Genomic DNA, 19,345 nt, shown 5'->3' with positions numbered 1-19,345 from the left:
CTGTTATGGCGAAGGAATACAGTCGGACCCAGCGGGTTGCAGATTACCTGCAGCGCGAACTGGCACAGCAGATCCAGCAGGAACTGCGCGATCCGCGGATCGGGATGGTCAGCATCACGGGCGTGGACGTGAGCCGCGACCTGGGGCACGCGAAAGTGTATTTCACGCGCCTGGGGAGCGACTGTGCCGACGAGGCGCGTGAAGCCGCGGAGGTGCTGAACAAGGCGGCGGGGTATCTGCGCAGCCAACTGTCCCGCGACAGCAATATGCGCAGCGTGCCGCAGCTGCGCTTCTATTTCGACAGCAGCGTGGGCCGCGGACGGGATATGGAAGACCTCATTCGGCGTGCGGAGCAGGCGGACCGGGCCCTGGGTCTGCGCGACGACGAGCCGGGCGACGCATCCTAGTGGGCCGTCAGCGCAAAGGTCGCCCGCTGGATGGAATACTGTTGCTGGACAAGCCTGCGGGGCTGAGCTCCAACCAGGCATTGCAGCGTGCCAAGCGCCTGTACTTCGCCGCCAAGGCGGGGCACACCGGCAGCCTGGACCCGCTGGCGACCGGGGTGCTGCCCCTGTGCTTCGGCGAGGCGACGAAGTTCTCCCAGTATCTGCTGGACGCCGACAAGGCCTATGCCAGCACGTTTGTGCTCGGTGAGCAGCGCAGTACCGGCGATGCCGAGGGCGAGGTGCTGGCCGTGGCCGACGCCAGTGCCCTCACGCGTGAGCAGGTGGAGGAGGCGCTGGGCGCCTTTCGCGGCGCGATTGAGCAGGTGCCGTCGATGTATTCGGCGTTGAAGCGCGATGGACAGCCGCTCTACAAACTGGCGCGCAAAGGCCAGGAAGTGGAGCGCGCAGCGCGGCCGGTGATGATACACCGGTTGGAATTACTGGATTTCCGCCCGGGCGAACGGGCGGAGGTCGATGTGGCCCTCGAGTGCAGTAAAGGCACCTATGTGCGCTCGATTGCCGAGGACCTGGGCACCGCCCTGGGCTGCGGTGGCTATGTGAGTGCGCTGCGGCGCACCCGGGCAGGCCCCTTCGGGCTGGACCGATGCGTCACGCTGGCCGCGCTGGAGGCATTGAAAGACGCCGAGCGCCTGGCGGACATGGACGCCTTATTGCTGCCCGCGGATACGGCGCTGGACGCATTGCCGACGGTGCGACTGACCGAGTCCGGCGGGTATTACCTGCGCCAGGGGCAACCGGTCATGGTGCCAAATGCGCCCCACAATGGTATGGTGCGCGTCGCTCTGGAAACCGGCGAGTTTCTGGGGGTAGGCGAGATATTGGACGACGGGCGCGTTGCGCCGCGTCGCCTGATAGTCACCGGGAGGTGACGCGAACCTGTCTGTAAATCTGCACGGACAGGCTCTTTTTATTGATCTCCACCGGGCTGTGTAAAAGCGGGTGGAACACGCAGATTACTTGAGAGGAAACAGACATGGCTTTAGAAGCTGCAAAAAAGGCAGAAATCGTAAAAGAGTACCAGACCAGCGAGAGTGATACCGGATCGCCCGAAGTTCAGGTCGCGTTGCTGACAGCCAATATCATCCAGCTGCAGGACCACTTCCAGGCGCACAAGCACGATCACCACTCACGCCGCGGCCTGATCCGCATGGTAAACCAGCGTCGCAAGCTGCTGGATTACCTGAAGCGCAAGGATGTGACGCGCTACGCCGAGCTGATCAAGCGACTGGGTCTGCGTCGATAAGCGGTACCACATACCGGGGCCCTCTGCCCCGGTTGTCATATTCAGCATTGGAGAAATAATGTGAATCCAGTTAGAAAGACCTTCCAGTACGGTGGCCAGACAGTCACGCTGGAAACGGGTCGTATTGCCAGGCAGGCAACCGGCGCGGTTCTGGTTACCGTCGAAAACACCTCGGTTCTGGTTACGGTTGTGGCGGAAAAAAGCGCCAAGCCCGGCCAGCCCTTCTTCCCCCTTGCCGTGCACTACACGGAAAAGGCTTACGCGGTCGGCAAGATCCCCGGCGGCTTCTTCAAGCGCGAAGCACGCCCCAGCGAAAAGGAAACCCTCACCTCACGGCTCATCGACCGGCCCATCCGGCCGCTGTTTCCCGATGGCTTCATGAATGAAGTGCAGGTGATCTGCACGGTGATGTCTGCGGACAAGCACATCGATCCGGATATCCCTGCGATGATCGGCACCTCCGCGGCGCTGGCCATTTCCGGCTGCCCGTTCAATGGCCCGATTGGCGGCGCGCGCGTCGGCTTCAACGAGAGCACCGGTTACATGCTCAACCCCACCTACGACCAGCTGAAGGATAGCAAGCTGGACATGGTGGTGGCAGGTACCGAGCATGCGGTGTTGATGGTCGAGTCTGAAGCGAAGGAGCTGTCGGAAGACCAGATGCTGGGTGCCGTGCTGTTTGCCCACCAGGAAATGCAGGTGGTGATCCAGGCCATTCGCGATCTGGCTGCCGAAGCCGGCAAGCCGCGTTGGGACTGGCAGCCGCCGGCGGTGAATGAAGAGCTCACCGCTGCCGTTGAGGCACAGGTCAAGGCGGAGCTGGGCGAGGCCTACCGTATCACCGAAAAAGCGCTGCGTTACGAGCGCGTTGCCGAAGTGCGCAAGGCCTGTGTAGCGGCCCTGGCCGTTGAGGGCGGACCGTCCGAGGACGACATCAAGGATGTTTTCAAGACCGTCGAGAAAAACCTCGTGCGCAAGCGTATCCTCGCCGGCGAACCGCGTATTGACGGTCGCGATACACGCACCGTGCGGGCCATTGCCTGCGAAACCGATATCCTGCCCAAGGTGCACGGCTCTGCGCTGTTCACCCGTGGCGAGACCCAGGCTATCGGTGCGGTTACCCTGGGCTCAACCCGCGACTCACAGATCATCGATGCGCTGGAAGGCGAGCGGCGTGATCCCTTCATGCTGCACTATAACTTCCCTCCCTACTCGGTAGGTGAAGCGGGCCGCGTGGGCTTTACCAGCCGTCGCGAAATTGGCCACGGACGCCTGGCGCGCCGCGGCCTGGCCGCGGTGCTGCCGAACAGCGAGGACTTCCCCTACACCATCCGTGTGGTGTCGGAGATTACCGAATCCAACGGCTCCAGCTCGATGGCCTCGGTGTGCGTGGGCTCCATGGCCATGATGGCGGCAGGTGTGCCGCTGAGCGCGCCGGTGGCCGGTATCGCCATGGGCCTGGTCAAGGACGGTAACCAGTTCGCCGTACTGACCGATATCCTGGGCGACGAAGATCACCTGGGCGACATGGATTTCAAGGTTGCCGGCACCGCAGCGGGTATCACCGCCCTGCAAATGGATATCAAGATCGAAGGTATCAATGAGCAGATCATGGAGATTGCCCTGCAGCAGGCGCAGCAGGCTCGCCTGCATATCCTCGGCCAGATGAACGCTGTACTGGCCGAGCCGCGTCAGGTGCTCTCGGACAACGCGCCGAGCATGCTCACCCTGAAAGTCGATTCCGACAAGATCCGCGACATCATCGGCAAGGGCGGTGCGACCATTCGCGCCATCACCGAGGCCTCGGGTGCTACCGTGGATATCGACGATGACGGTACGGTCCGCGTCTTCGGTCAGGACAAGGCAGCCCGCGACAAGGCGGTGGCCATGATTGAAGAGATCACGGCCGAGGCCGAGGTAGGTGCTGTCTACAAGGGCACCGTGGCGCGCATCGTTGATTTCGGTGCCTTCGTCAACATCCTGCCGGGCAAGGACGGTCTGGTGCACATCTCGCAGATCGCCCACCAGCGTGTCGAGAACGTGTCCGACTACCTGAAGGAAGGCCAGGAGGTGGAAGTGAAGGTGCTGGATGTCGACCAGCGCGGTCGTATCAAGCTGTCCATCAAGGAACTGCTTGAAGACGATGCTGGTTCCGATGCTGAAAGCGGCACATCCTCAGACGAGGGCTGACCCGCAATCAACCAGACAAGGGCGCTTCGGCGCCCTTTTTTGTGCCCAGCGGTTTGCCCGGCCAGGTCTACCAGAGGCTGGCGACGGCCATACAGGTCAGCACCGCCAGCACCGGTATCACGACCGTGACAACACCCATGTCGCGGTAGGCTTCGCGGTGGGTCAGCCCGGTGATGGTGAGCGTGGCGACCACGGCTCCCGAGTGGGGCAGGGAGTCGAAGCCACCGGCGGCAATCGTAGCCAGCCGGTGCAGTGTCGCCGGCTCGATGCCCATGTTCAGGTAGCCCTCTGCCATGGTGGACATGAAGATCTGCAGGCCGCCCGAGGCAGACCCTGTGATGGCTGAGATCACGCTGATAGAGGTGAACATGGACAGCAGGGGAGGTAGGCTGGCGTCCAGCATGACGCCAGTGAACTGGGCAAAGCCCTGGGTTTGCGTGACCACGCCCGCGAAACCGATCACGGCGGCGGTGTTGATGAGCGGAATGATGGAATCCTGCGTGCCCTCGCCGATACTGTGCAGGGCGTGACGGCGCACTGCCGGGAACATGAGCACGGTCAGCAGTGTCCCGGCAAATAGCGCAAGGCTGGGCCATATCACGGGCTGTGCATTGGCGAAGGCCAGCAGCGTGTAGGCGGCGCTGTCGCCTTCCCCGAGGAATGCGGTAAGCACCCGCGGAAGCAGGATTGCCCCCAGGACCAGCACCGGTGGCAGCAGTGCCAGTGTCCAGTGCGGGTAGCTCGCTTCACCGGGGTCCTCGGCGATGTGTCGGTCACGCGGCCCGGCGACAAAGCCATCGCCCTTCGCGGCGGCCCGCAGGCGCTGACTTTCCAGATACCACATGCCCAGGCCGAACATCATGGCGCTAGCCAGAATGCCGAGCCAGCCGCCGGCGAACAGGTCGGTGCCCAGTGCGACAGAGGAGATGACGTTGTGGATGGACGGGGTGCCGGGCAGGGCGGTCAGTGTGAAAGTCCCCGCGCCGAGTGCGAGGGCGGCACAGAACAGTCTCTTTGGAATATTGGCCTGCTGCAGCAGTTTGATGCCCAGTGGATACATGGCGAAGATCACGACAAACACTACCACACCGCCGTAGGTGAGCAGTGCCGTTGACAGCACCGTAATCCACAGTGCGCGGTTTGGTCCCAGTTTGCGGACCATGGCGAGGGCGATACTGGACGCTGCGTGACTGTCTCCCATGACCCGGCCGAACATGGCGCCAGCCGCGAACAGCAGGAAAAACCTGCCCGCAAAGGTAAATGCGCCCAGTGGGCCGAAGGCGAAGTATTCCCCGAGACCCTCCGCCAGCGGCAGGCCATTGCTGACAATCACTACACCCGCGCTGAGCAACGCCGCGAATACGATATTGATACCGCGCAGGGCCAGCCAGATGAGCAGTGAAAGTGCGACGAGAAGCCCGGCGTAACCGAAAGCGCTGCTGAGAGCCATGCGAGAGGTCCCTTGTTATTATCGTTCGTGTCGCAGTATATCCCCACGCCCGCGCGGGGGGGAGTGTCGGCGTCAGTGGTTCGCGCGGGTGTTCAGGGTGAGGCGAGCATGCCCCAGTCGGAGACGGGGTTCAGGGTGAGCCTGACGTTGTCGATCAGGCGTGTGGAACCCAGCCGTGCGGCCGCGAGAATGGCGATCTCTTCGGTGTTTTCGTTCACCGCACGCAGTGTGCGAGCATCGCGAATGGCGAAGTAGTCCGGTTCGAACCCGGCCTGTAACAGTTGCATGCGGGCGTGGGACTCAAGCTGCAGGAAGTTGTCGAAGCCGCAGGCAACCGCATCGCGACAGCTGACCAGCGTGGCGTGGATCAACGGCGCCAGCTTGCGCTGCTCCTCCGACAGGTAGCCATTGCGCGAGCTCTTCGCCAGGCCGTCGGTATCGCGCGCGGTGGCAACACCTTCAATCTGGATCGGCATGCACAGGTCGGTGACCATCTTGCGGATGATGGTGAGTTGCTGGAAATCCTTTTCGCCGAACACCGCCACATCGGGCTGCACGATGTTGAACAGTTTGCTGACCACGGTGGTCACGCCGGTAAAGTGCCCGGGCCGGCTGCTGCCACACAGCGTTTCCGACAGGTCCGGTACCTGCACCTGGGTCTGCAGTGCCATGCCCTCGGGATACATTTCCTCGACATCGGGCAGAAACAGGTGCTGCACGCCCTCGCTGAACAGCTTTTCCTTGTCGGCGGCCAGCGTGCGCGGGTAAGCGTCGAGGTCCTCGTTGGGGCCAAACTGCAGCGGATTGACGAAGATGCTGACCACAACGATATCGGCGAGGGTGCGCGCGCGGCGCACCAGTTCGAGGTGGCCCTCATGCAGATTGCCCATGGTGGGCACGAAGGCAATGCGCTGGCCCTGTTGGCGGCAGCTCCGCAGGGCGGATTGCAGCGGTGCTATGGCAGTGTACGTTCGCATATCTACATAACCCCCGAAACACGGTAAAGGGTGACGCAAGACCGGAACTAGCTGGTCGTTATGGGCCGCGGATGGTGACCCATCGGCGAGCGGACGGGCAGTATGCCCCAAGCGCACACACCCGGCAATGGATCGAAATCAAAAGTCTGGACGATTTTGTTACCTGGGGAAGCAGGTTGTGGCGGGGGTAACACCGCTGTTACACAGGCCTGTGTTGGTGCGGCATGGCTCAGCTGTAGCTGTGCTCTTCACGCGGGTAGGCACCGGATTTGACGGCCTGCACAAAGGCGGCGAGCGCTTCCTGTATGCTGTTGCTGCCGGCCATGAAATTCTGCACGAAGCGCGCGCTGTGGCTGGAAAGTCCGAGCATGTCGTGCATGACCAGCACCTGCGCGTCCGTGCCTGCGCCGGCTCCGATACCGATCACCGGGATATCCAGCTTGTCGCTGATGTCCGTGGCCAGGTGGGAGGGCACGCATTCCAGCACCAGCAGGCTGGCGCCGGCGTCCTGGATTTCGACCGCATCGGCGAGAATGGACTTGGCTTCCTTGGGGGTCCGCCCCTGTACGCGGAAGCCGCCCAGCGCATTGACTGACTGTGGCGTCAGCCCCAGGTGTGCACAGACCGGTATGCCGCGCTCCACCAGCATGGATATGGTGTCGGAAAGCCAGGTGCCCCCCTCCAGCTTCACCATCTGCGCGCCAGCCTGCATCAGCCGGGTCGCATTGGCCATTGCCTGCGTGGGCGTGCTGTAGCTCATGAACGGCATGTCGGCGATCACCAGTGACTCCGGCGCACCGCGCACCACACATTCCGTGTGGTAGACCATGTGATCCACGGATACCGGGATGGTGCTGTCGTGGCCCTGCAGCACCATGCCCAGTGAGTCGCCCACCAGAATGGTTTCAGCGCCCGCCTCGGATACCAGCCGGGAGAAAGTGGCATCGTACGCGGTGATGCACACAAACTTTTCCCCGGCGGCCTTCATTTTGTCGAGGGTGCTGATGGTGATCTTGCCCATGCGCTGCACTATCCAAAGAACGTGGGATTGAAGTAATGGCGGCCGCTGCGGATGTCCAGCAGGTAGTCGACCAGGTGCCGGTAATCATCCTCGCCCTGGGCGAGGTCGATCTCGCTGGCGTTGACGATAAGTAAAGGAGCTTCATCGTAATACAGAAAAAACTCACTGTACACTTCGTTCAGGCGCTCCAGGTAGTCGCGTTCGATGGCTCTTTCGTGCTCGATACCGCGCTGGTGAATGCGGTCGAGAAGGATGTCCGTGGGTGCCTGCAGGTAGATGACGAGGTCTGGTGTGGGCGGTTCGATACGCAGTTGCTCGTAGACTCGCTGGTACAGCTGGAACTCGTCACTGTCGAGATTGACCCGCGCGAACAGCGGGTCCTTCTCGATCAGGAAATCAGACACCCGGGATTCCGCGAAAATGTCCCCCTGGCGCAGGTCGTTGATTTTCTGCGCGCGCTGAAACAGGAAGAAGAGCTGGGTGGCGAGCGCAGCGTGGCGCTGGTTGCCATAGAAACGTTCGAGGAACGGGTTCTGGTGTGCCTCCTCCAGCAGCATGGGATAGCCAAAGGTTGCCGCCAGGCGGCTTGCCAGGGTGGTTTTGCCAACGCCGATCGGCCCCTCGACGGCAATGTAGCCCGGTGGCGTGCGGCCCTTCAGGTCGACGCCAGTGGTGGGGGTGTCTGTGCTCAAGATCAGGGCTCCCGTGTGTCCTGCAAATGATAGTCCAGCGTGACCGCGCTGCGCGTCAGGCCGGTGGCCGGGCACTGGGCCACCAGGGTAGCCAGCGAGCCGAGCCCGGGCACCACAAGGTCGTCCGGGTAAATATCGAGGAGAGGATAAAGGACGAAGTGACGTTCCGCCATGCCCGGGTGGGGAACCTGTAGCCTCGGCAGGCGGATCTGCCCTGCATCGTACAGCAGGATATCCAGGTCCAGGGTACGTGGTCCCCAGCGTACGCTGCGTTCGCGGCCCTGTGCCTGTTCAATGCCCTGCAGCGCATCGAGCAGGGGGAGTGGGCCCAGCGCTGTGCGCACCGCGAGTACCGCGTTCAGGTAGTCGGGCTGCTGCCCCGGGCCCACTGCGGCACTGGCGTACACGCTGGAACCCGCAGTGATGTGGGTCCCCGGCAGCCTGCGAATGGCATCGACCGCCGTTTGCAGCTGCCGCGGAGGGTTGCCGAGGTTGCTGCCCAGCGCGATACAGGCGTCGGGCATCAGGGCGAGGGCGGGCGCCGTTTGCGCGGGCGCCGCCGGCGCGTACGGCCGCCGCTGTCGTCCCCCGCGTCGCTGGGCGTTTCCAGCATCGGCAGGTTCTGGTTCTCGGGGCGCTCCTGGAATTCGGTCCAGAATTCCCCCACGCCACCGGTGTCCTCTCCGGCCTCCTCACGCAACAGCAGGAAATCGTATGCGGCGCGAAAACGGCGGTTCTGCAGCAGCTCACGTGCCTTGCGGCTGTCGCCCCGCTGCAGGCGAAGCTGGAATTCCCAGATTTCCCGCATGGGCTGGCTGAAGCGCCGCGGAATGGCAATGGTGGCTACCGCGCCGGCGATCACCTGTTGCGCGGCGCTGTGCATGGCCGGCACGGGCGGCTCACCGCGCTCGCGCAGCTGTGCCGCAAGCTGGCTGGTCACCGGCCACAGCAGGGCGGCCAGCAGGAAGGCTGGTGTGACGGGCTTGTCCGCCTTGATTCGCGTATCGGTGCTGCGCATCGCGGCCCTGACCAGCGCCATGGCGGTCGGGTCGCGTCGCAGTGCCTCATCGCTTTCGGGGAACAGATACACCAGCAGGTCGTGCTCCAGCAATGCATCAAAGGTGCGCTCGGCGTAGCCGGACAGGAACAGCTTGAGAAACTCATCGAACAGTCGTGCGGAGGGAATTTCACGCAGCAGGGAGGCGCAGCGGGGGATGGCCGCAGCCGTCTCGCTGTCTACGCCGAATTCCAGCTTGGCGGCGAACCGCGCCACCCGCAGCATCCGCACCGGGTCTTCGCGGAAGCGCTGCTCCGGGTCGCCAATGATGCACACGCTGCGCCGCTCCAGGTCCTGCATGCCGTGCACGTGATCGTAGACGGCGAAGCTGGCGGCGTCGTAGTACAGCGCGTTCACCGTCAGGTCGCGGCGCACGGCGTCCTCTTCCAGCGTGCCGAACACGTTGTCGCGCAGCAGCAGACCCTGCTCGGAGCGGTGAGACGGACCCTTGACCTTGCCTGAGCGCGCTGGTGGCTCGCCATCGTGATGGCCGCGAAACGTGGTGACTTCAATGATTTCGCGGCCCATGCGCACGTGCACGATGCGGAACCGGCGGCCGATGATGCGCGAGCCGCGGAACAGTGCATGCACTTCTTCGGGGGTTGCATCGGTGGCGACATCGAAGTCTTTCGGATGCCCGCCGAGCAGCAGGTCGCGTACGGCGCCACCCACGAGGTAGGCCTCGTGGTCTGCCTGGCGCAGCCTCGCCATGACTTTCAGGGCGCCGTCGCTGATGTTCTTGCGGGATATGCAGTGTTGGTCCCTGGGAATGACCTTCAAGCGGGAGTTGCCTTTTGCGATAGAAAAACAGCGGCCAGTTTAGCACAGGCGAAAAGCTGTGGTCTTCAGGGTTTGAGGGGGCATGCAAGCGACGGGGAAGACAGTTGTCTTCCCCATCCAGGTCACAAGCGAATCGTTATTGTTATGCGGGCGCCGTTGTTCTTATCGCGGCTTTTGAGCCTGGAAATCGAAGGGGAAGAAACCTTCCCCATCCAGGTCCACAGTGTCTCTGTTATTGTTATTGGGGCAAGGGTGTTATTGTTATTGTTGTTGCCGGGCGGAACAATGCAGATGGCGTGCCAGAAAAATAAAAGTTCAATAAAAACAGTGTGTTAATAAAATCCGAAGGAGTTCCCCGGCACACAAAAATTTGTGTTTGTTACGCATCTACTCCGCTGCATGTTACAGCGGGCGATGCGGGTAACGCTCAGGAGCCCGTTTTCCGGCGCCGGGTGGACGCTGCGCCGCTCTTCTTGCGTGGAATCTCAAAGCGCTGGCGGCGTTCCCAGAGGCATTTGCGGCTGATGCCGAGCTTCTGGGCGAGTTCGGTCTCGCTCATCGAATCCTGGTGTTCGAGCACAAAGCGCTGGAAATAGTCCTCCAGCGACAGGTCTTCAGCAGGGTCCGAGGTGATATTGCGCGGGGCATGGTAGGCGTTCTGTATCGCCTGTCCGCCCTGACCCCGAATGCGGTTGACGTTGACCAGTTCCAGGTCGATGCCCAGGGCTTCGTTGTCGATTTCCGCATCTTCTGACAGCACCACAGCGCGCTCGATGGCGTGTTCCAGTTCGCGCACATTGCCCGGCCACTGGTAGGTGGTGATGGCCTGTATCGCTCGCGGCGAGAGCGTCATGTGGCCCTTGCCAAGGCGTTCGGACTGGATTTCCAGCATCCGCTCCGCCAGTTGCAGTATGTCCTTGCCGCGCTCGCGCAGTGCGGGGAGTTGCAGGCGCAGGACATTGATGCGGTAGTAGAGATCCTGTCGGAACAAGCCCTCTGCGGACAGGGCATGCAGGTTGCGGTGCGTGGCGCAGATCAGCCGCACGTTGACCTTGCGCGAGTGTACCGAGCCAATACGGCGGATTTCGCCCTCCTGGATAAAGCGCAGCAGTCGCGCCTGGGCTTCCATGGGCAACTCGCCAATTTCATCGAGAAACAGGGTGCCGCCGTCGGCTGCTTCAATCAGGCCCATGCGGCTGGCGTTGGCCCCGGTGAAGGCGCCCTTTTCATAGCCGAACAGCTCGGATTCAATCAGCGTATCGGGAATCGCCGCACAGTTGACGCAGATAAGGGTCTTGTCGGCGCGCTGGCTGTGCTGGTGCACACTGCGCGCCACCAGTTCCTTGCCGGTTCCGGTTTCCCCCTGCACCAGCACGGTGGAATCCGTGGGGGCCACCTTGCGGATATGCTCGGACAGGGTCACCATCGCGGGGCAGTTGCCGATAATCCCCGTTACCGGGTGACTGCTGTCCGCGCTGGCTGGCGCGGCGTCACCGCGCCGTGTGGGGTGGTCGGCAATGATGCGCTCTACCGCGGCAACCATGTCGCCGTGGTCGAAGGGCTTGGCGATGTAGTCCACCGCGCCCATGCGCATGGAGTCGACCGCCGAGCGCAGGCTCGCGTAGCTGGTCATGATCAGGACAGGGACGTCGCCAGCTTTCTTGATCAGGTCGGTGCCCGGCGCGCCGGGCAGGCGCAGGTCGGAAATGATCAGGTCGAAGTCGGTCAGGGTGTGCTTGGACTCCGCCTCCTGCACCGAGGCCGCTTCGGCAACGCCGTAGCCATTGCGTTCCAGCAGGCGCCGCAATGCCGTGCGAATGACCGACTCGTCCTCTACCACCAGAATCTGTTGCATGCGTTGTTACCTCCTGAACGCAAGCTACACAACATACCCTTGCCGCCTACTTTTTTCCAGTCGGTTCAGGCGCTTGGGTTGTCACCGCGTGTTACACCCTCGTGGGTATCGTAGTGCCCGCGAGGCAGTTGCAGGGTGAATCGTGTGCCCGGCCGCTCGGCGGGCCCGACCGGGCTCTGGATGTGAACAGAGCCCTGCATGTCTTCCATGATGCTGTAGACCAGGGCCAGCCCCAACCCGGTGCCTTCGCCGGGCTCCTTGGTGGTGAAGAAGGGCTCGAAGACCTGGCTCTGCAGAGACGCCGGGATACCGCTGCCCTCGTCCTCGACAGTGATCGCCACGCGCTCCGCCTGCGCAAGGGCGCTGACGGTGACCCTGGCGTCCGCCGGGCTTGCATCACGGGCATTCCCCAGCAGATTCACAAAGACCTGCAGCAGGCGCTGGGCATCGGCGTGCACCAGAATTTCGCGGTGACAGTGGTTCTCGAAGCGCATGGGCCTGGCCTGGTGGTCCAGTTGCAGCAGATGGATGGCCTCGTCCACGCAATCGGCGAGGTTGCAGGGCTCCAGGTGCAGATCGCCGGCGCCGGAACCAACGTGGGAGAAATTGACCAGGGAGTCGACGATACGGCTGATGCGGTCGGTCTGCCGCAGAATGTCCCGCGCCGCACTGCGGACCTCTGCGGGGTCATCCTCGTAGGCGAGATTCTGTGCCAGGCAGGCAATGCCGGTGACCGGATTGCCGATCTCGTGCGCGACGCCGGCGGCCAGGCGCCCGATCGAGGCCAGTCGCTCGCTGTGCAGCAGTTCCTGCTCCAGTCGCTCGTAGTCGGAAATGTCCTCGATCAACACCAGTTGGTCACCGTTGTGTGCACCGCCCGCGCTGGCCTTGTGCAGGCTGACCCAGCGCGTCGCGCCATCTTCCAGCACCACCTCGCGCTTCAACACCGTGTCGGCACCCTCGCTGAGAAATTGCCCGATGACCTGCCCCCAGGGGGGTGGCAGTGACTCCAGCAGAGAGCCGAGCACCGCGCTGGAAGCGATGCCGGTGATGCTTTGCATGCTGCGGTTCCAGAGCAGCAGCTCGCGGTCCGGTGCCAGCGAGCAGACTCCGATAGGCAGGTTGTCCAGTGTTTTCCGGTAGTGCAGGCGCAGGTTGTCGAGCTCTGCGGCGAGGCCTGTGAACTGCCCCCCCGCCCGGTCCAGCCGGCGTTCGATGAGGAACAGGTCCTCGCTGCTGCCGCCGGGGTTGTTGTCGAAGGGGATGCAGCGGCTGACGATGGAATGGGCCACGGCCGGCCCCAGCAGGCCCGACAGGTTGGCTTCGATGCGACCGCGCAGACGGCGCAGCGCGTAGGGCCTTGATTCGTTGTGATCAAACTGCAGCTCGCGCAGGGCCCGTGACACCTCCAGCTGCGCCGTTGCCTCACCCAGTGCCAGCGCAAGCTGCTCGGTGAATTCCTGCGCACTGCGCAGCGTCAGCGTGCGCCGCGGTGAGCGGCTCAACACATCCATGGAGCAGATTTCCGCAGCCACCCGCTCCTCATCCGAGGGTTGGCTGAGCAGTGATACCAGCACGAACAGCGCCACGTTGACGCCGAGTGCGGCAAGGCTCGCTGCGGCCCAGGCGGTGTCGGTGCCTGCAAACCAGCGCTCGGCCAGGGCAGCCATCCAGGCGGGCTGGTCGATCCCCAGCACGGGCAGCAGCAACAGGATGAACCACAGCAGCAGGCCGCCGGCGAGACCGCACACCAGCCCCTTGCGATTGGCGCCGGCCCAGTAGGGCGTGGCGACGATCCCGGGCAGGAAATGCAGCGTGCCGGAGAACGCCACCAGGCCCAGCTGCGCCAGGCTGTGCTTGCCATTGACGGCGACGAAGAAGCCGTAGCCGGCGAGGATCAGCAGCGCAATCAGCGAGCGGCGCAACCATTTCAGCTGGTCGTACAGCGACTGGTCGGTGCGAATCTGCAGCAGTTGCCGGGGCAGAATCAGGTGGTTCAGGCACATGTTGGCGAGTGCCAGTGTGGCGACAATGATCGCGGTACTGGCGGCAGACAGCCCCGCCACGAACGCCAGCGCGGCAAACCCTGGCGACTGCAGGCCGATGCCGATAGCGAGCCCGGTGTAGCCCGCTGGCAGGTCATGCGGCAGCCGCATGCCGGCCCAGGCCAGCGGCAGCACGGGCAGTGCGAGCAACAGCAGGTACAGGGGCAGGCCCCAGCTCGCGGCCCGCAGGTCCTGTGATTCCTTGTTCTCGGCAAAGGCCATGTGGAACAGGTGAGGCATGCACACGGCGCCGGCGAAGAACACCAGCAGCAGCACCCGCGCCGCGTCTCCGGCGACGGGCTGTTGGATCACCGCCTGCGCTGCCGGCGTGGCCGCGAGCCAGGCCTCCAGTCCTGCGAATCCGCCAAACACCTCCTTCACCGCAATGGCCATCATCAGCAGCATGGCGGCCAGCTTCACCAGCGACTCGAAGGCCACCGCGGTCACCAGGCCGATATTGCGCCGCTGCGAGGTGAGGTTGCGGGTGCCGAACAGGATGGCGAAGATGATAATGATGAGGCAGAACATCAGCGCCAGCGTGTCCTGTCGCTGGGCCGCAGGCATCAGCCGGTCCGGTGCGCCGGCAAGGATGTGTATGCTGTCGGCCACGGCCTGTATCTGCAGCGCGAGCAGGGGCATCAGGGTCAGGCACATCGCCAGCGTTACCGCGCCGCCCACGCGGTGACTGCGGAAGCGGAAGGTCAGCACGTCGGCCAGCGAGGCCAGCTGGTACACCCGGCACAGGCGCAGCAGCGGCAGCAGCAGGAGGGTCGCCATGAGAAACATCAGCACCACGCCCGTGTAGTAAAGAAGGAAGCCGTAACCGAAGCGGTAGGCGAGCTCGAAGATGGCATTGCTGGCGATGGCGCAGGCGATCACCGCCAGTGACAGGACATAGGTGGCCGGGTGGTGGGTGATGCGGCGCGGCAGGATGCCGCGGTCCGCGAGGTGCGCCACAAGGAACAGCACCAACAGGTAGCCGACAATGGCGAGCAAAATCTCCGGGAGGCTAAAGCTCATCGGTGTGGCGTCGGAACTGGTTGGACCAGGCGGCAACAATCGCCGCGAGCCAGAGCAGGAACGGCCGGTACCAGCCGGCATCCGCGGCCCACAGCCACTGCTCTATGGCAGGCATGAAGATGAAGGCCAGCCCCATGAGCAGGAGCAGGGCGCGGTTGATGTACATGTAAAGGCCCCGTCGTCGCCGTGGTCATGGATACTACGCAAGCTGCATCGCACGGTAAAGCGCGTGTCAGTGCGTGGCAGCTGCCGACACCACAGGCTGTGCGGGCACCGCCGCAGGTTCCCAGTGTGCCAGGGCAAACGCGAGCAGCGCCTCGACACTGGAGGCATGTGCCGGCGGCGTTGCCTGGCCGAGGGCGGCGAGGGCGGCACGCAGGTTGTGAGCCGGTGCCGTGGCCTCGAGTGCCGGGGCCAGGTTCTGCTTGCTCAGCTTCTGTCCGCTGCGGTCCGTGAGCACCGGGATGTGCGCGTAGCGCGGGGATGCGTAGCCCAGCAGCTGTTGCAGCAAGCGCTGCCGGGGCGTGGAATCGATCAGGTCGGCGCCGCGTACCACGTCGGTAATGCCCTGGGCCGCATCGTCAACGACCACGGCGAGCTGGTAGGCATAGAGCCCGTCCTTGCGTCGCACAACAAAGTCGTGCAGCGTCGCGCCCAGTGGCCAGTCCTGCATTCCTTGCCAGGTGTCCTGCCAGTGAGCCGAGAATGTGGCGGGTACCGCGACGCGCAGGGCATACGGTGAGGCGGGTCTTTCCGGCGCGCCCCCCCGCTGACGGCAGCCCCGCTGATGGCAGCCCCGCCTACAGTCACCCATGGGTCCGAGTTCACGGCGGCTGCAGGCGCAGGCGAACAGGTGTCCGTCCGCCTGCAGCGCGGCGAGCGCGCTGTCGTAGGCGGCACTGCGCTGGCTCTGCCAGAGCACGCTGTCGTCCCAGTGCAGTCCGTGGCGCTGCAGGCAGTGCAGTATCGCATCGGCCGCCCCCGCCTGTTCGCGTGGCGGGTCAATATCTTCAATGCGTAGCAACCAGCGGCCCCCGGCGTGACGCGCCTCCAGCCAGCTGGCGAGGGCGGCGAGCAGCGATCCCAGGTGCAGGGGGCCGGTAGGGGAGGGGGCGAAGCGGCCGCGGTAGGCGCTGTGGCCGGCGGTGGACATGAACTGGATGAAGCGTCGTCAGCGCAGGACGGCCGCTGGCGGCCCGCCTGCTGCGAGCCGCGCGGTGCCTGCGTTCGGGCTGTTAACCCTTTTCCTGCCTTTCCTTGATTTCATCAAGGGTCTTGCAGTCAATGCACAAGGTTGCCGTGGGCCGGGCCTCCAGCCGCTTGATGCCGATTTCCACACCGCAGGCATCGCAGAAGCCGTAGTCATCCTGGTTGATGCGCTCGATCGTGCTGTCGATTTTCTTGATCAGCTTGCGCTCGCGGTCCCGGGTGCGCAGTTCAAGGCTGAATTCCTCTTCCTGCGTGGCGCGGTCAGCGGGGTCCGGGAAGTTGGCGGCCTCGTCTTTCATGTGGCTGACGGTACGATCCACTTCCTGCATCAACTCCGACTTCCAGTTGAGCAGGATGCTGCGAAAATGCTCCAGCTGCTTGTCGCTCATGTACTCTTCGCCGCGCTTCGGCTTGTAGGGCTCGAAGTTCTTGAACTCCGTGCTCGCTGAGGTACTCGCGCTGGCGGTTTTTGCCGGCGCTTTCTTTGCTGCTTTGGGCATGGCTGGGTCCCCATATGGATCGGGTGGTTCGAAAACCCACCGGAGTGGGCACGTCGACGCGGGGCGCCGGCGATTAAGCGCCGAGAAACTACCAGATATCACCTCGCTTCGCCACAAAATTCGCAGCTGCGGGGCGCGTCTGCAGGTGCGACATTCCCGGCGCTAACACCGCGCGCCCGGCGTTGCTAGAATGGGGTCTTTGCCCAGCGTGGGGAGCCAATGACAACACCTTCCAGGGAATTTCGTTTCGCCGATCGCATAGCCGATATCGAGCCATTCCGTGTCGTGGAGGTACTCACACGCGCCTCCGAACTTGCCGCCGCCGGGCGCGACATCGTGCATCTGGCGGCGGGGGCACCGGATTTTGTGACCGCCGCACCCATCGTCGAGGCCGGTCGCCGGGCACTTGCCGATGGGCACACCCATTACTCGCCGTCGGGCGGTTTACCCGCGCTGCGGGAGGCGCTGTCCGCACACTATGCCCGTGACTACGGCCTCGATATCGACCCCCGGCGCATCATGGTGACGCCGGGCGCCTCGGGCGCACTGTTGCTGCTGAGTGCGCTGCTGCTCAACCCCGGTGACGGCATGCTGTTGACCGACCCCGGCTATCCCTGCAACCGGCATTTCATGCGTCTGGTCGAAGGGCGCGGACAGCTGGTGCCGGTGGATGCGACAACCCGGTTTCAACTCACCGGGGCCCTCGCCGCAGCACACTGGCGTGAGAACACCGTGGGCGCGATGGTCGCCTCGCCTGCCAACCCCACCGGCACTTCGCTTTCGCTGGCAGAGCTGGCGGACCTGTCTGCCGCGGTGCGCGCGCGCAACGGCCATCTGATTGTGGATGAGATCTACCACGGTCTGGGCTACGACGGCCCCACGCGCTCGGTGCTGGAGGTGGATCCGGACGCGTTCGTAGTCAACAGCTTTTCCAAGTACTTCGGCATGACCGGGTGGCGGTTGGGATGGCTGGTGGCGCCCGAAGCCGCTGTGCCCGGCCTGGAAAAGCTGGCCCAGAACCTGTTCATTTCCATGTCCACCATGGCCCAGCACGCGGCGCTGGCCTGTTTCCAGCCGGCTACCCGGGAAATTCTCGAGGCGCGGCGGGATATCTTCCGGCAGCGCCGCGACTTTCTGCTGCCTGCGCTGGAGAACCTGGGGCTCACCGTGCCCTGCCGACCTGACGGCGCCTTCTATATTTACGCCGATGCCGCGCGGTTTACCGACGACAGCGAAGCGTTCTGCTGGCGCCTGCTGGAAGAACACGGTATCGCGCTGACGCCGGGTGTCGATTTTGGCCACGTCCGGGCGCGGGAGCATATCCGGTTCTCCTACGCCACCAGCATGGAGCGTCTTGAAGAGGCGGTCGGCCGCCTGTCCCGGGTACTCGGCTAGTGCAGTTTCCGCCGTTGCTGCAGGGCCGCCTGCTGCGGCGCTACAAGCGCTTTCTGGCCGACGTTGAGCTGCCCTCGGGCGAGGTCCTCACCGCACACTGCCCGAACACCGGCGCCATGACCGGTTGCGCGGAGCCGGGTGCGCGGGTCTGGCTGTCGCAATCATCCAATGGCAAGCGCAAGTACCCGCACACCTGGGAACTGGTGGAGACGTCGCGTGGGTTGGCCTGTATTCATTCGGCGCTGGCCAACCGGGTGGTGAGGGCGGCACTGGAGGCCGGGGTTGTGCCCGGCTTCGAGGGCTACCCGGATATCGCGGCGGAAGTGCCCTACGCCGGTGGCAGCCGCGCCGATCTGTTGCTCAGCGGCCCCGCGGGGCGCGTCTTCGTCGAAGTGAAAGCCGTGACCCTGTGTGTCGAGGGTGGGCAGGGCCTGTTTCCCGACGCTGTCAGCGCACGCGGCCGCAAGCACCTCGATGCCCTGCGCGAGGTACTCGACCCGCGCACCCGCAGCGTGCTGCTGTTCTGCGTGTTGCACAGCGGCGTTGTCCGTGTGAGCAGCGCGGGCACTATTGATCCCGGCTACCGCGACGCGCTGCGGGACGCCGTGGCCGCCGGCGTGGAGGTGTTGGCCTGGCAGGCGGATGTATCCCCCCGGGGGCTGGCGCTGGCACGCCCGCTGCCGTTTTCGCTGGACCCACCGGGGTCGCCGCCATGCTGAGTATTGCCCAACTGACCGGTCGCGACGACAGCCATCTGGTCGAGGTCGACAGCGGACACCGGCTGCAGCCTGACGCGGCGGCCGCTTTCCAGCGCCTGCGGGTCGCGGCCCGCGCAGCGGGTTTTGAACTCGCCATTGCCAGCAGCTATCGCTCCTACGCGCGCCAGAGCCTGATCTGGAATGGCAAGGCCCGGGGGGAGCGCCCGGTCCACGATGAGGCGGGCGCCCCGCTCGATATTCGCAACCTGTCGGCGGCGGCGCGTCTGCACGCCATCCTGCGCTTCTCCGCCCTGCCTGGCACCTCGCGTCATCACTGGGGTACGGATCTCGATGTGTACGACGCGAAGGCCGTGCCGGCCGGGTACAGCGTGCAGCTGACGCCGGCCGAAGTGGCACCCGGTGGTCCCTTTGATGCGCTGCATCGCTGGCTCGATGAACGCATGGCCGCGCATGCCTCGGAGGGCTTCTACCGTCCCTACGCACGAGACCGCGGGGGGGTGGCGCCGGAACGCTGGCACCTGAGTTTCGCGCCGCTGTCACGTGAGCTGGCCGGGCGCGTTACCGCCGCGACCCTCTGTGAGTGCTGGGATTGCGCCGCCGAGCCACTGGCCCTGCGCGATGAGGTTGAAGCTGCATTGCCGGCGCTGTTGGCGCGCTATGTTGCCGTCGCGGACAACTGGTGTGAGTGAACCTGGTGTGCCGGGTTAGCGTCTGGCAGGCCGGGG

Annotated in this window: 18 protein-coding genes; 7 read left to right on the top strand and 11 right to left on the bottom strand. The window is 64.3% G+C overall.

What is annotated here, in order from left to right:
• Positions 1–5 precede the first annotated feature (5 nt).
• The 4 genes from rbfA to pnp all read left to right on the top strand — a co-directional run bounded on the left by rbfA (position 6) and on the right by pnp (position 3,900).
• On the top strand, positions 6–407 hold the full coding sequence (gene rbfA, locus AACZ17_RS09225) for a 30S ribosome-binding factor RbfA (RefSeq protein ID WP_290737776.1): 402 nt from the start codon (positions 6–8) through the stop codon (positions 405–407).
• Entirely contained in the window at positions 407–1,336 is a 930-nt protein-coding gene (truB, locus tag AACZ17_RS09220) for a tRNA pseudouridine(55) synthase TruB (RefSeq protein ID WP_290737773.1), read from the top strand. Before rbfA ends, truB begins: the two co-directional genes overlap by 1 nt.
• Positions 1,337–1,440: 104 nt before the next feature.
• Positions 1,441–1,710, top strand: a complete 270-nt coding sequence (rpsO, locus tag AACZ17_RS09215) for a 30S ribosomal protein S15 (RefSeq protein WP_027950504.1) — start codon at positions 1,441–1,443, stop codon at positions 1,708–1,710.
• A gap of 60 nt (positions 1,711–1,770) precedes the next feature.
• Positions 1,771–3,900 (top strand): polyribonucleotide nucleotidyltransferase, encoded by a 2,130-nt coding sequence (gene pnp / locus AACZ17_RS09210; protein ID WP_290737767.1) that lies wholly within the window; start codon positions 1,771–1,773, stop codon positions 3,898–3,900.
• A 67-nt stretch (positions 3,901–3,967) separates the two neighbouring features.
• Here the strand turns inward: pnp and AACZ17_RS09205 are convergent, their stop codons facing one another.
• The 11 genes from AACZ17_RS09205 to dksA all read right to left on the bottom strand — a co-directional run bounded on the left by AACZ17_RS09205 (position 3,968) and on the right by dksA (position 16,506).
• Positions 3,968–5,350, bottom strand: a complete 1,383-nt coding sequence (locus tag AACZ17_RS09205; protein WP_290737765.1) for a GntP family permease — start codon at positions 5,348–5,350, stop codon at positions 3,968–3,970.
• A gap of 92 nt (positions 5,351–5,442) precedes the next feature.
• Positions 5,443–6,327: a pantoate--beta-alanine ligase gene (gene panC, locus AACZ17_RS09200; protein ID WP_290737763.1), complete on the bottom strand. Its 885-nt coding sequence runs from the start codon at positions 6,325–6,327 to the stop codon at positions 5,443–5,445.
• 229 nt (positions 6,328–6,556) lie between these two features.
• Positions 6,557–7,348, bottom strand: coding sequence for a 3-methyl-2-oxobutanoate hydroxymethyltransferase (gene panB / locus AACZ17_RS09195; RefSeq protein WP_290737760.1), 792 nt, complete (start codon positions 7,346–7,348; stop codon positions 6,557–6,559).
• Between the two features lie 8 nt (positions 7,349–7,356).
• Entirely contained in the window at positions 7,357–8,040 is a 684-nt protein-coding gene (locus AACZ17_RS09190) for a deoxynucleoside kinase (RefSeq protein ID WP_290737757.1), read from the bottom strand.
• 2 nt (positions 8,041–8,042) lie between these two features.
• Entirely contained in the window at positions 8,043–8,564 is a 522-nt protein-coding gene (gene folK / locus AACZ17_RS09185) for a 2-amino-4-hydroxy-6-hydroxymethyldihydropteridine diphosphokinase (RefSeq protein WP_290737754.1), read from the bottom strand.
• Positions 8,564–9,877, bottom strand: coding sequence for a polynucleotide adenylyltransferase PcnB (gene pcnB / locus AACZ17_RS09180; protein WP_290737752.1), 1,314 nt, complete (start codon positions 9,875–9,877; stop codon positions 8,564–8,566). Before pcnB ends, folK begins: the two co-directional genes overlap by 1 nt.
• 427 nt (positions 9,878–10,304) lie before the next feature.
• A complete protein-coding gene (locus tag AACZ17_RS09175) occupies positions 10,305–11,732 on the bottom strand; it encodes a sigma-54 dependent transcriptional regulator (protein WP_290737749.1) in 1,428 nt (475 codons plus the stop codon).
• A gap of 65 nt (positions 11,733–11,797) precedes the next feature.
• Positions 11,798–14,797, bottom strand: a complete 3,000-nt coding sequence (locus AACZ17_RS09170) for an ATP-binding protein (protein WP_290737746.1) — start codon at positions 14,795–14,797, stop codon at positions 11,798–11,800.
• Positions 14,787–14,963, bottom strand: coding sequence for a hypothetical protein (locus tag AACZ17_RS09165; RefSeq protein WP_290737743.1), 177 nt, complete (start codon positions 14,961–14,963; stop codon positions 14,787–14,789). The genes AACZ17_RS09170 and AACZ17_RS09165 overlap by 11 nt, the downstream gene beginning before the upstream one ends.
• 66 nt (positions 14,964–15,029) lie before the next feature.
• Positions 15,030–15,950 carry a tRNA glutamyl-Q(34) synthetase GluQRS gene (gene gluQRS / locus AACZ17_RS09160; RefSeq protein ID WP_290737740.1) on the bottom strand — a complete coding sequence of 307 codons (921 nt, stop codon included), beginning with the start codon at positions 15,948–15,950 and terminating at the stop codon, positions 15,030–15,032.
• Between the two features lie 82 nt (positions 15,951–16,032).
• Complete coding sequence (dksA, locus tag AACZ17_RS09155) at positions 16,033–16,506, bottom strand: RNA polymerase-binding protein DksA (protein ID WP_290737737.1); 474 nt, start codon at positions 16,504–16,506, stop codon at positions 16,033–16,035.
• A gap of 219 nt (positions 16,507–16,725) precedes the next feature.
• Between dksA and AACZ17_RS09150 the strand changes: the two genes are divergently transcribed.
• From AACZ17_RS09150 to AACZ17_RS09140, 3 genes are read left to right on the top strand one after another with little or no spacing between them, the layout of a single operon-like run.
• Positions 16,726–17,901 carry a pyridoxal phosphate-dependent aminotransferase gene (locus AACZ17_RS09150; protein WP_290737734.1) on the top strand — a complete coding sequence of 392 codons (1,176 nt, stop codon included), beginning with the start codon at positions 16,726–16,728 and terminating at the stop codon, positions 17,899–17,901.
• Positions 17,901–18,620, top strand: a complete 720-nt coding sequence (sfsA, locus tag AACZ17_RS09145) for a DNA/RNA nuclease SfsA (protein WP_290737731.1) — start codon at positions 17,901–17,903, stop codon at positions 18,618–18,620. Before AACZ17_RS09150 ends, sfsA begins: the two co-directional genes overlap by 1 nt.
• Positions 18,614–19,309: a M15 family metallopeptidase gene (locus AACZ17_RS09140; protein WP_290737728.1), complete on the top strand. Its 696-nt coding sequence runs from the start codon at positions 18,614–18,616 to the stop codon at positions 19,307–19,309. Before sfsA ends, AACZ17_RS09140 begins: the two co-directional genes overlap by 7 nt.
• The last annotated feature ends 36 nt before the right edge of the window (positions 19,310–19,345 follow it).

The sequence above is a fragment of the uncultured Haliea sp. genome (assembly GCF_963973825.1).
Taxonomy (GTDB): domain Bacteria; phylum Pseudomonadota; class Gammaproteobacteria; order Pseudomonadales; family Halieaceae; genus Haliea.
The sequence above is the reverse complement of the archived record's forward strand: the minus strand, read 5'-3'. Positions and strand labels throughout refer to the sequence as shown.

Coding starts and splice junctions, on each gene's coding strand:
- panC (WP_290737763.1), bottom strand. CDS start 6,327: ATGCGAACGTACACTGCCATAGCACCGCTGCAATCCGCCCTGCGGAGC.
- AACZ17_RS09205 (WP_290737765.1), bottom strand. CDS start 5,350: ATGGCTCTCAGCAGCGCTTTCGGTTACGCCGGGCTTCTCGTCGCACTT.
- rbfA (WP_290737776.1), top strand. CDS start 6: ATGGCGAAGGAATACAGTCGGACCCAGCGGGTTGCAGATTACCTGCAG.
- rpsO (WP_027950504.1), top strand. CDS start 1,441: ATGGCTTTAGAAGCTGCAAAAAAGGCAGAAATCGTAAAAGAGTACCAG.
- AACZ17_RS09150 (WP_290737734.1), top strand. CDS start 16,726: ATGACAACACCTTCCAGGGAATTTCGTTTCGCCGATCGCATAGCCGAT.
- gluQRS (WP_290737740.1), bottom strand. CDS start 15,950: ATGTCCACCGCCGGCCACAGCGCCTACCGCGGCCGCTTCGCCCCCTCC.
- panB (WP_290737760.1), bottom strand. CDS start 7,348: ATGGGCAAGATCACCATCAGCACCCTCGACAAAATGAAGGCCGCCGGG.
- folK (WP_290737754.1), bottom strand. CDS start 8,564: ATGCCCGACGCCTGTATCGCGCTGGGCAGCAACCTCGGCAACCCTCCG.
- AACZ17_RS09140 (WP_290737728.1), top strand. CDS start 18,614: ATGCTGAGTATTGCCCAACTGACCGGTCGCGACGACAGCCATCTGGTC.
- dksA (WP_290737737.1), bottom strand. CDS start 16,506: ATGCCCAAAGCAGCAAAGAAAGCGCCGGCAAAAACCGCCAGCGCGAGT.
- AACZ17_RS09170 (WP_290737746.1), bottom strand. CDS start 14,797: ATGAGCTTTAGCCTCCCGGAGATTTTGCTCGCCATTGTCGGCTACCTG.
- AACZ17_RS09165 (WP_290737743.1), bottom strand. CDS start 14,963: ATGTACATCAACCGCGCCCTGCTCCTGCTCATGGGGCTGGCCTTCATC.
- AACZ17_RS09175 (WP_290737749.1), bottom strand. CDS start 11,732: ATGCAACAGATTCTGGTGGTAGAGGACGAGTCGGTCATTCGCACGGCA.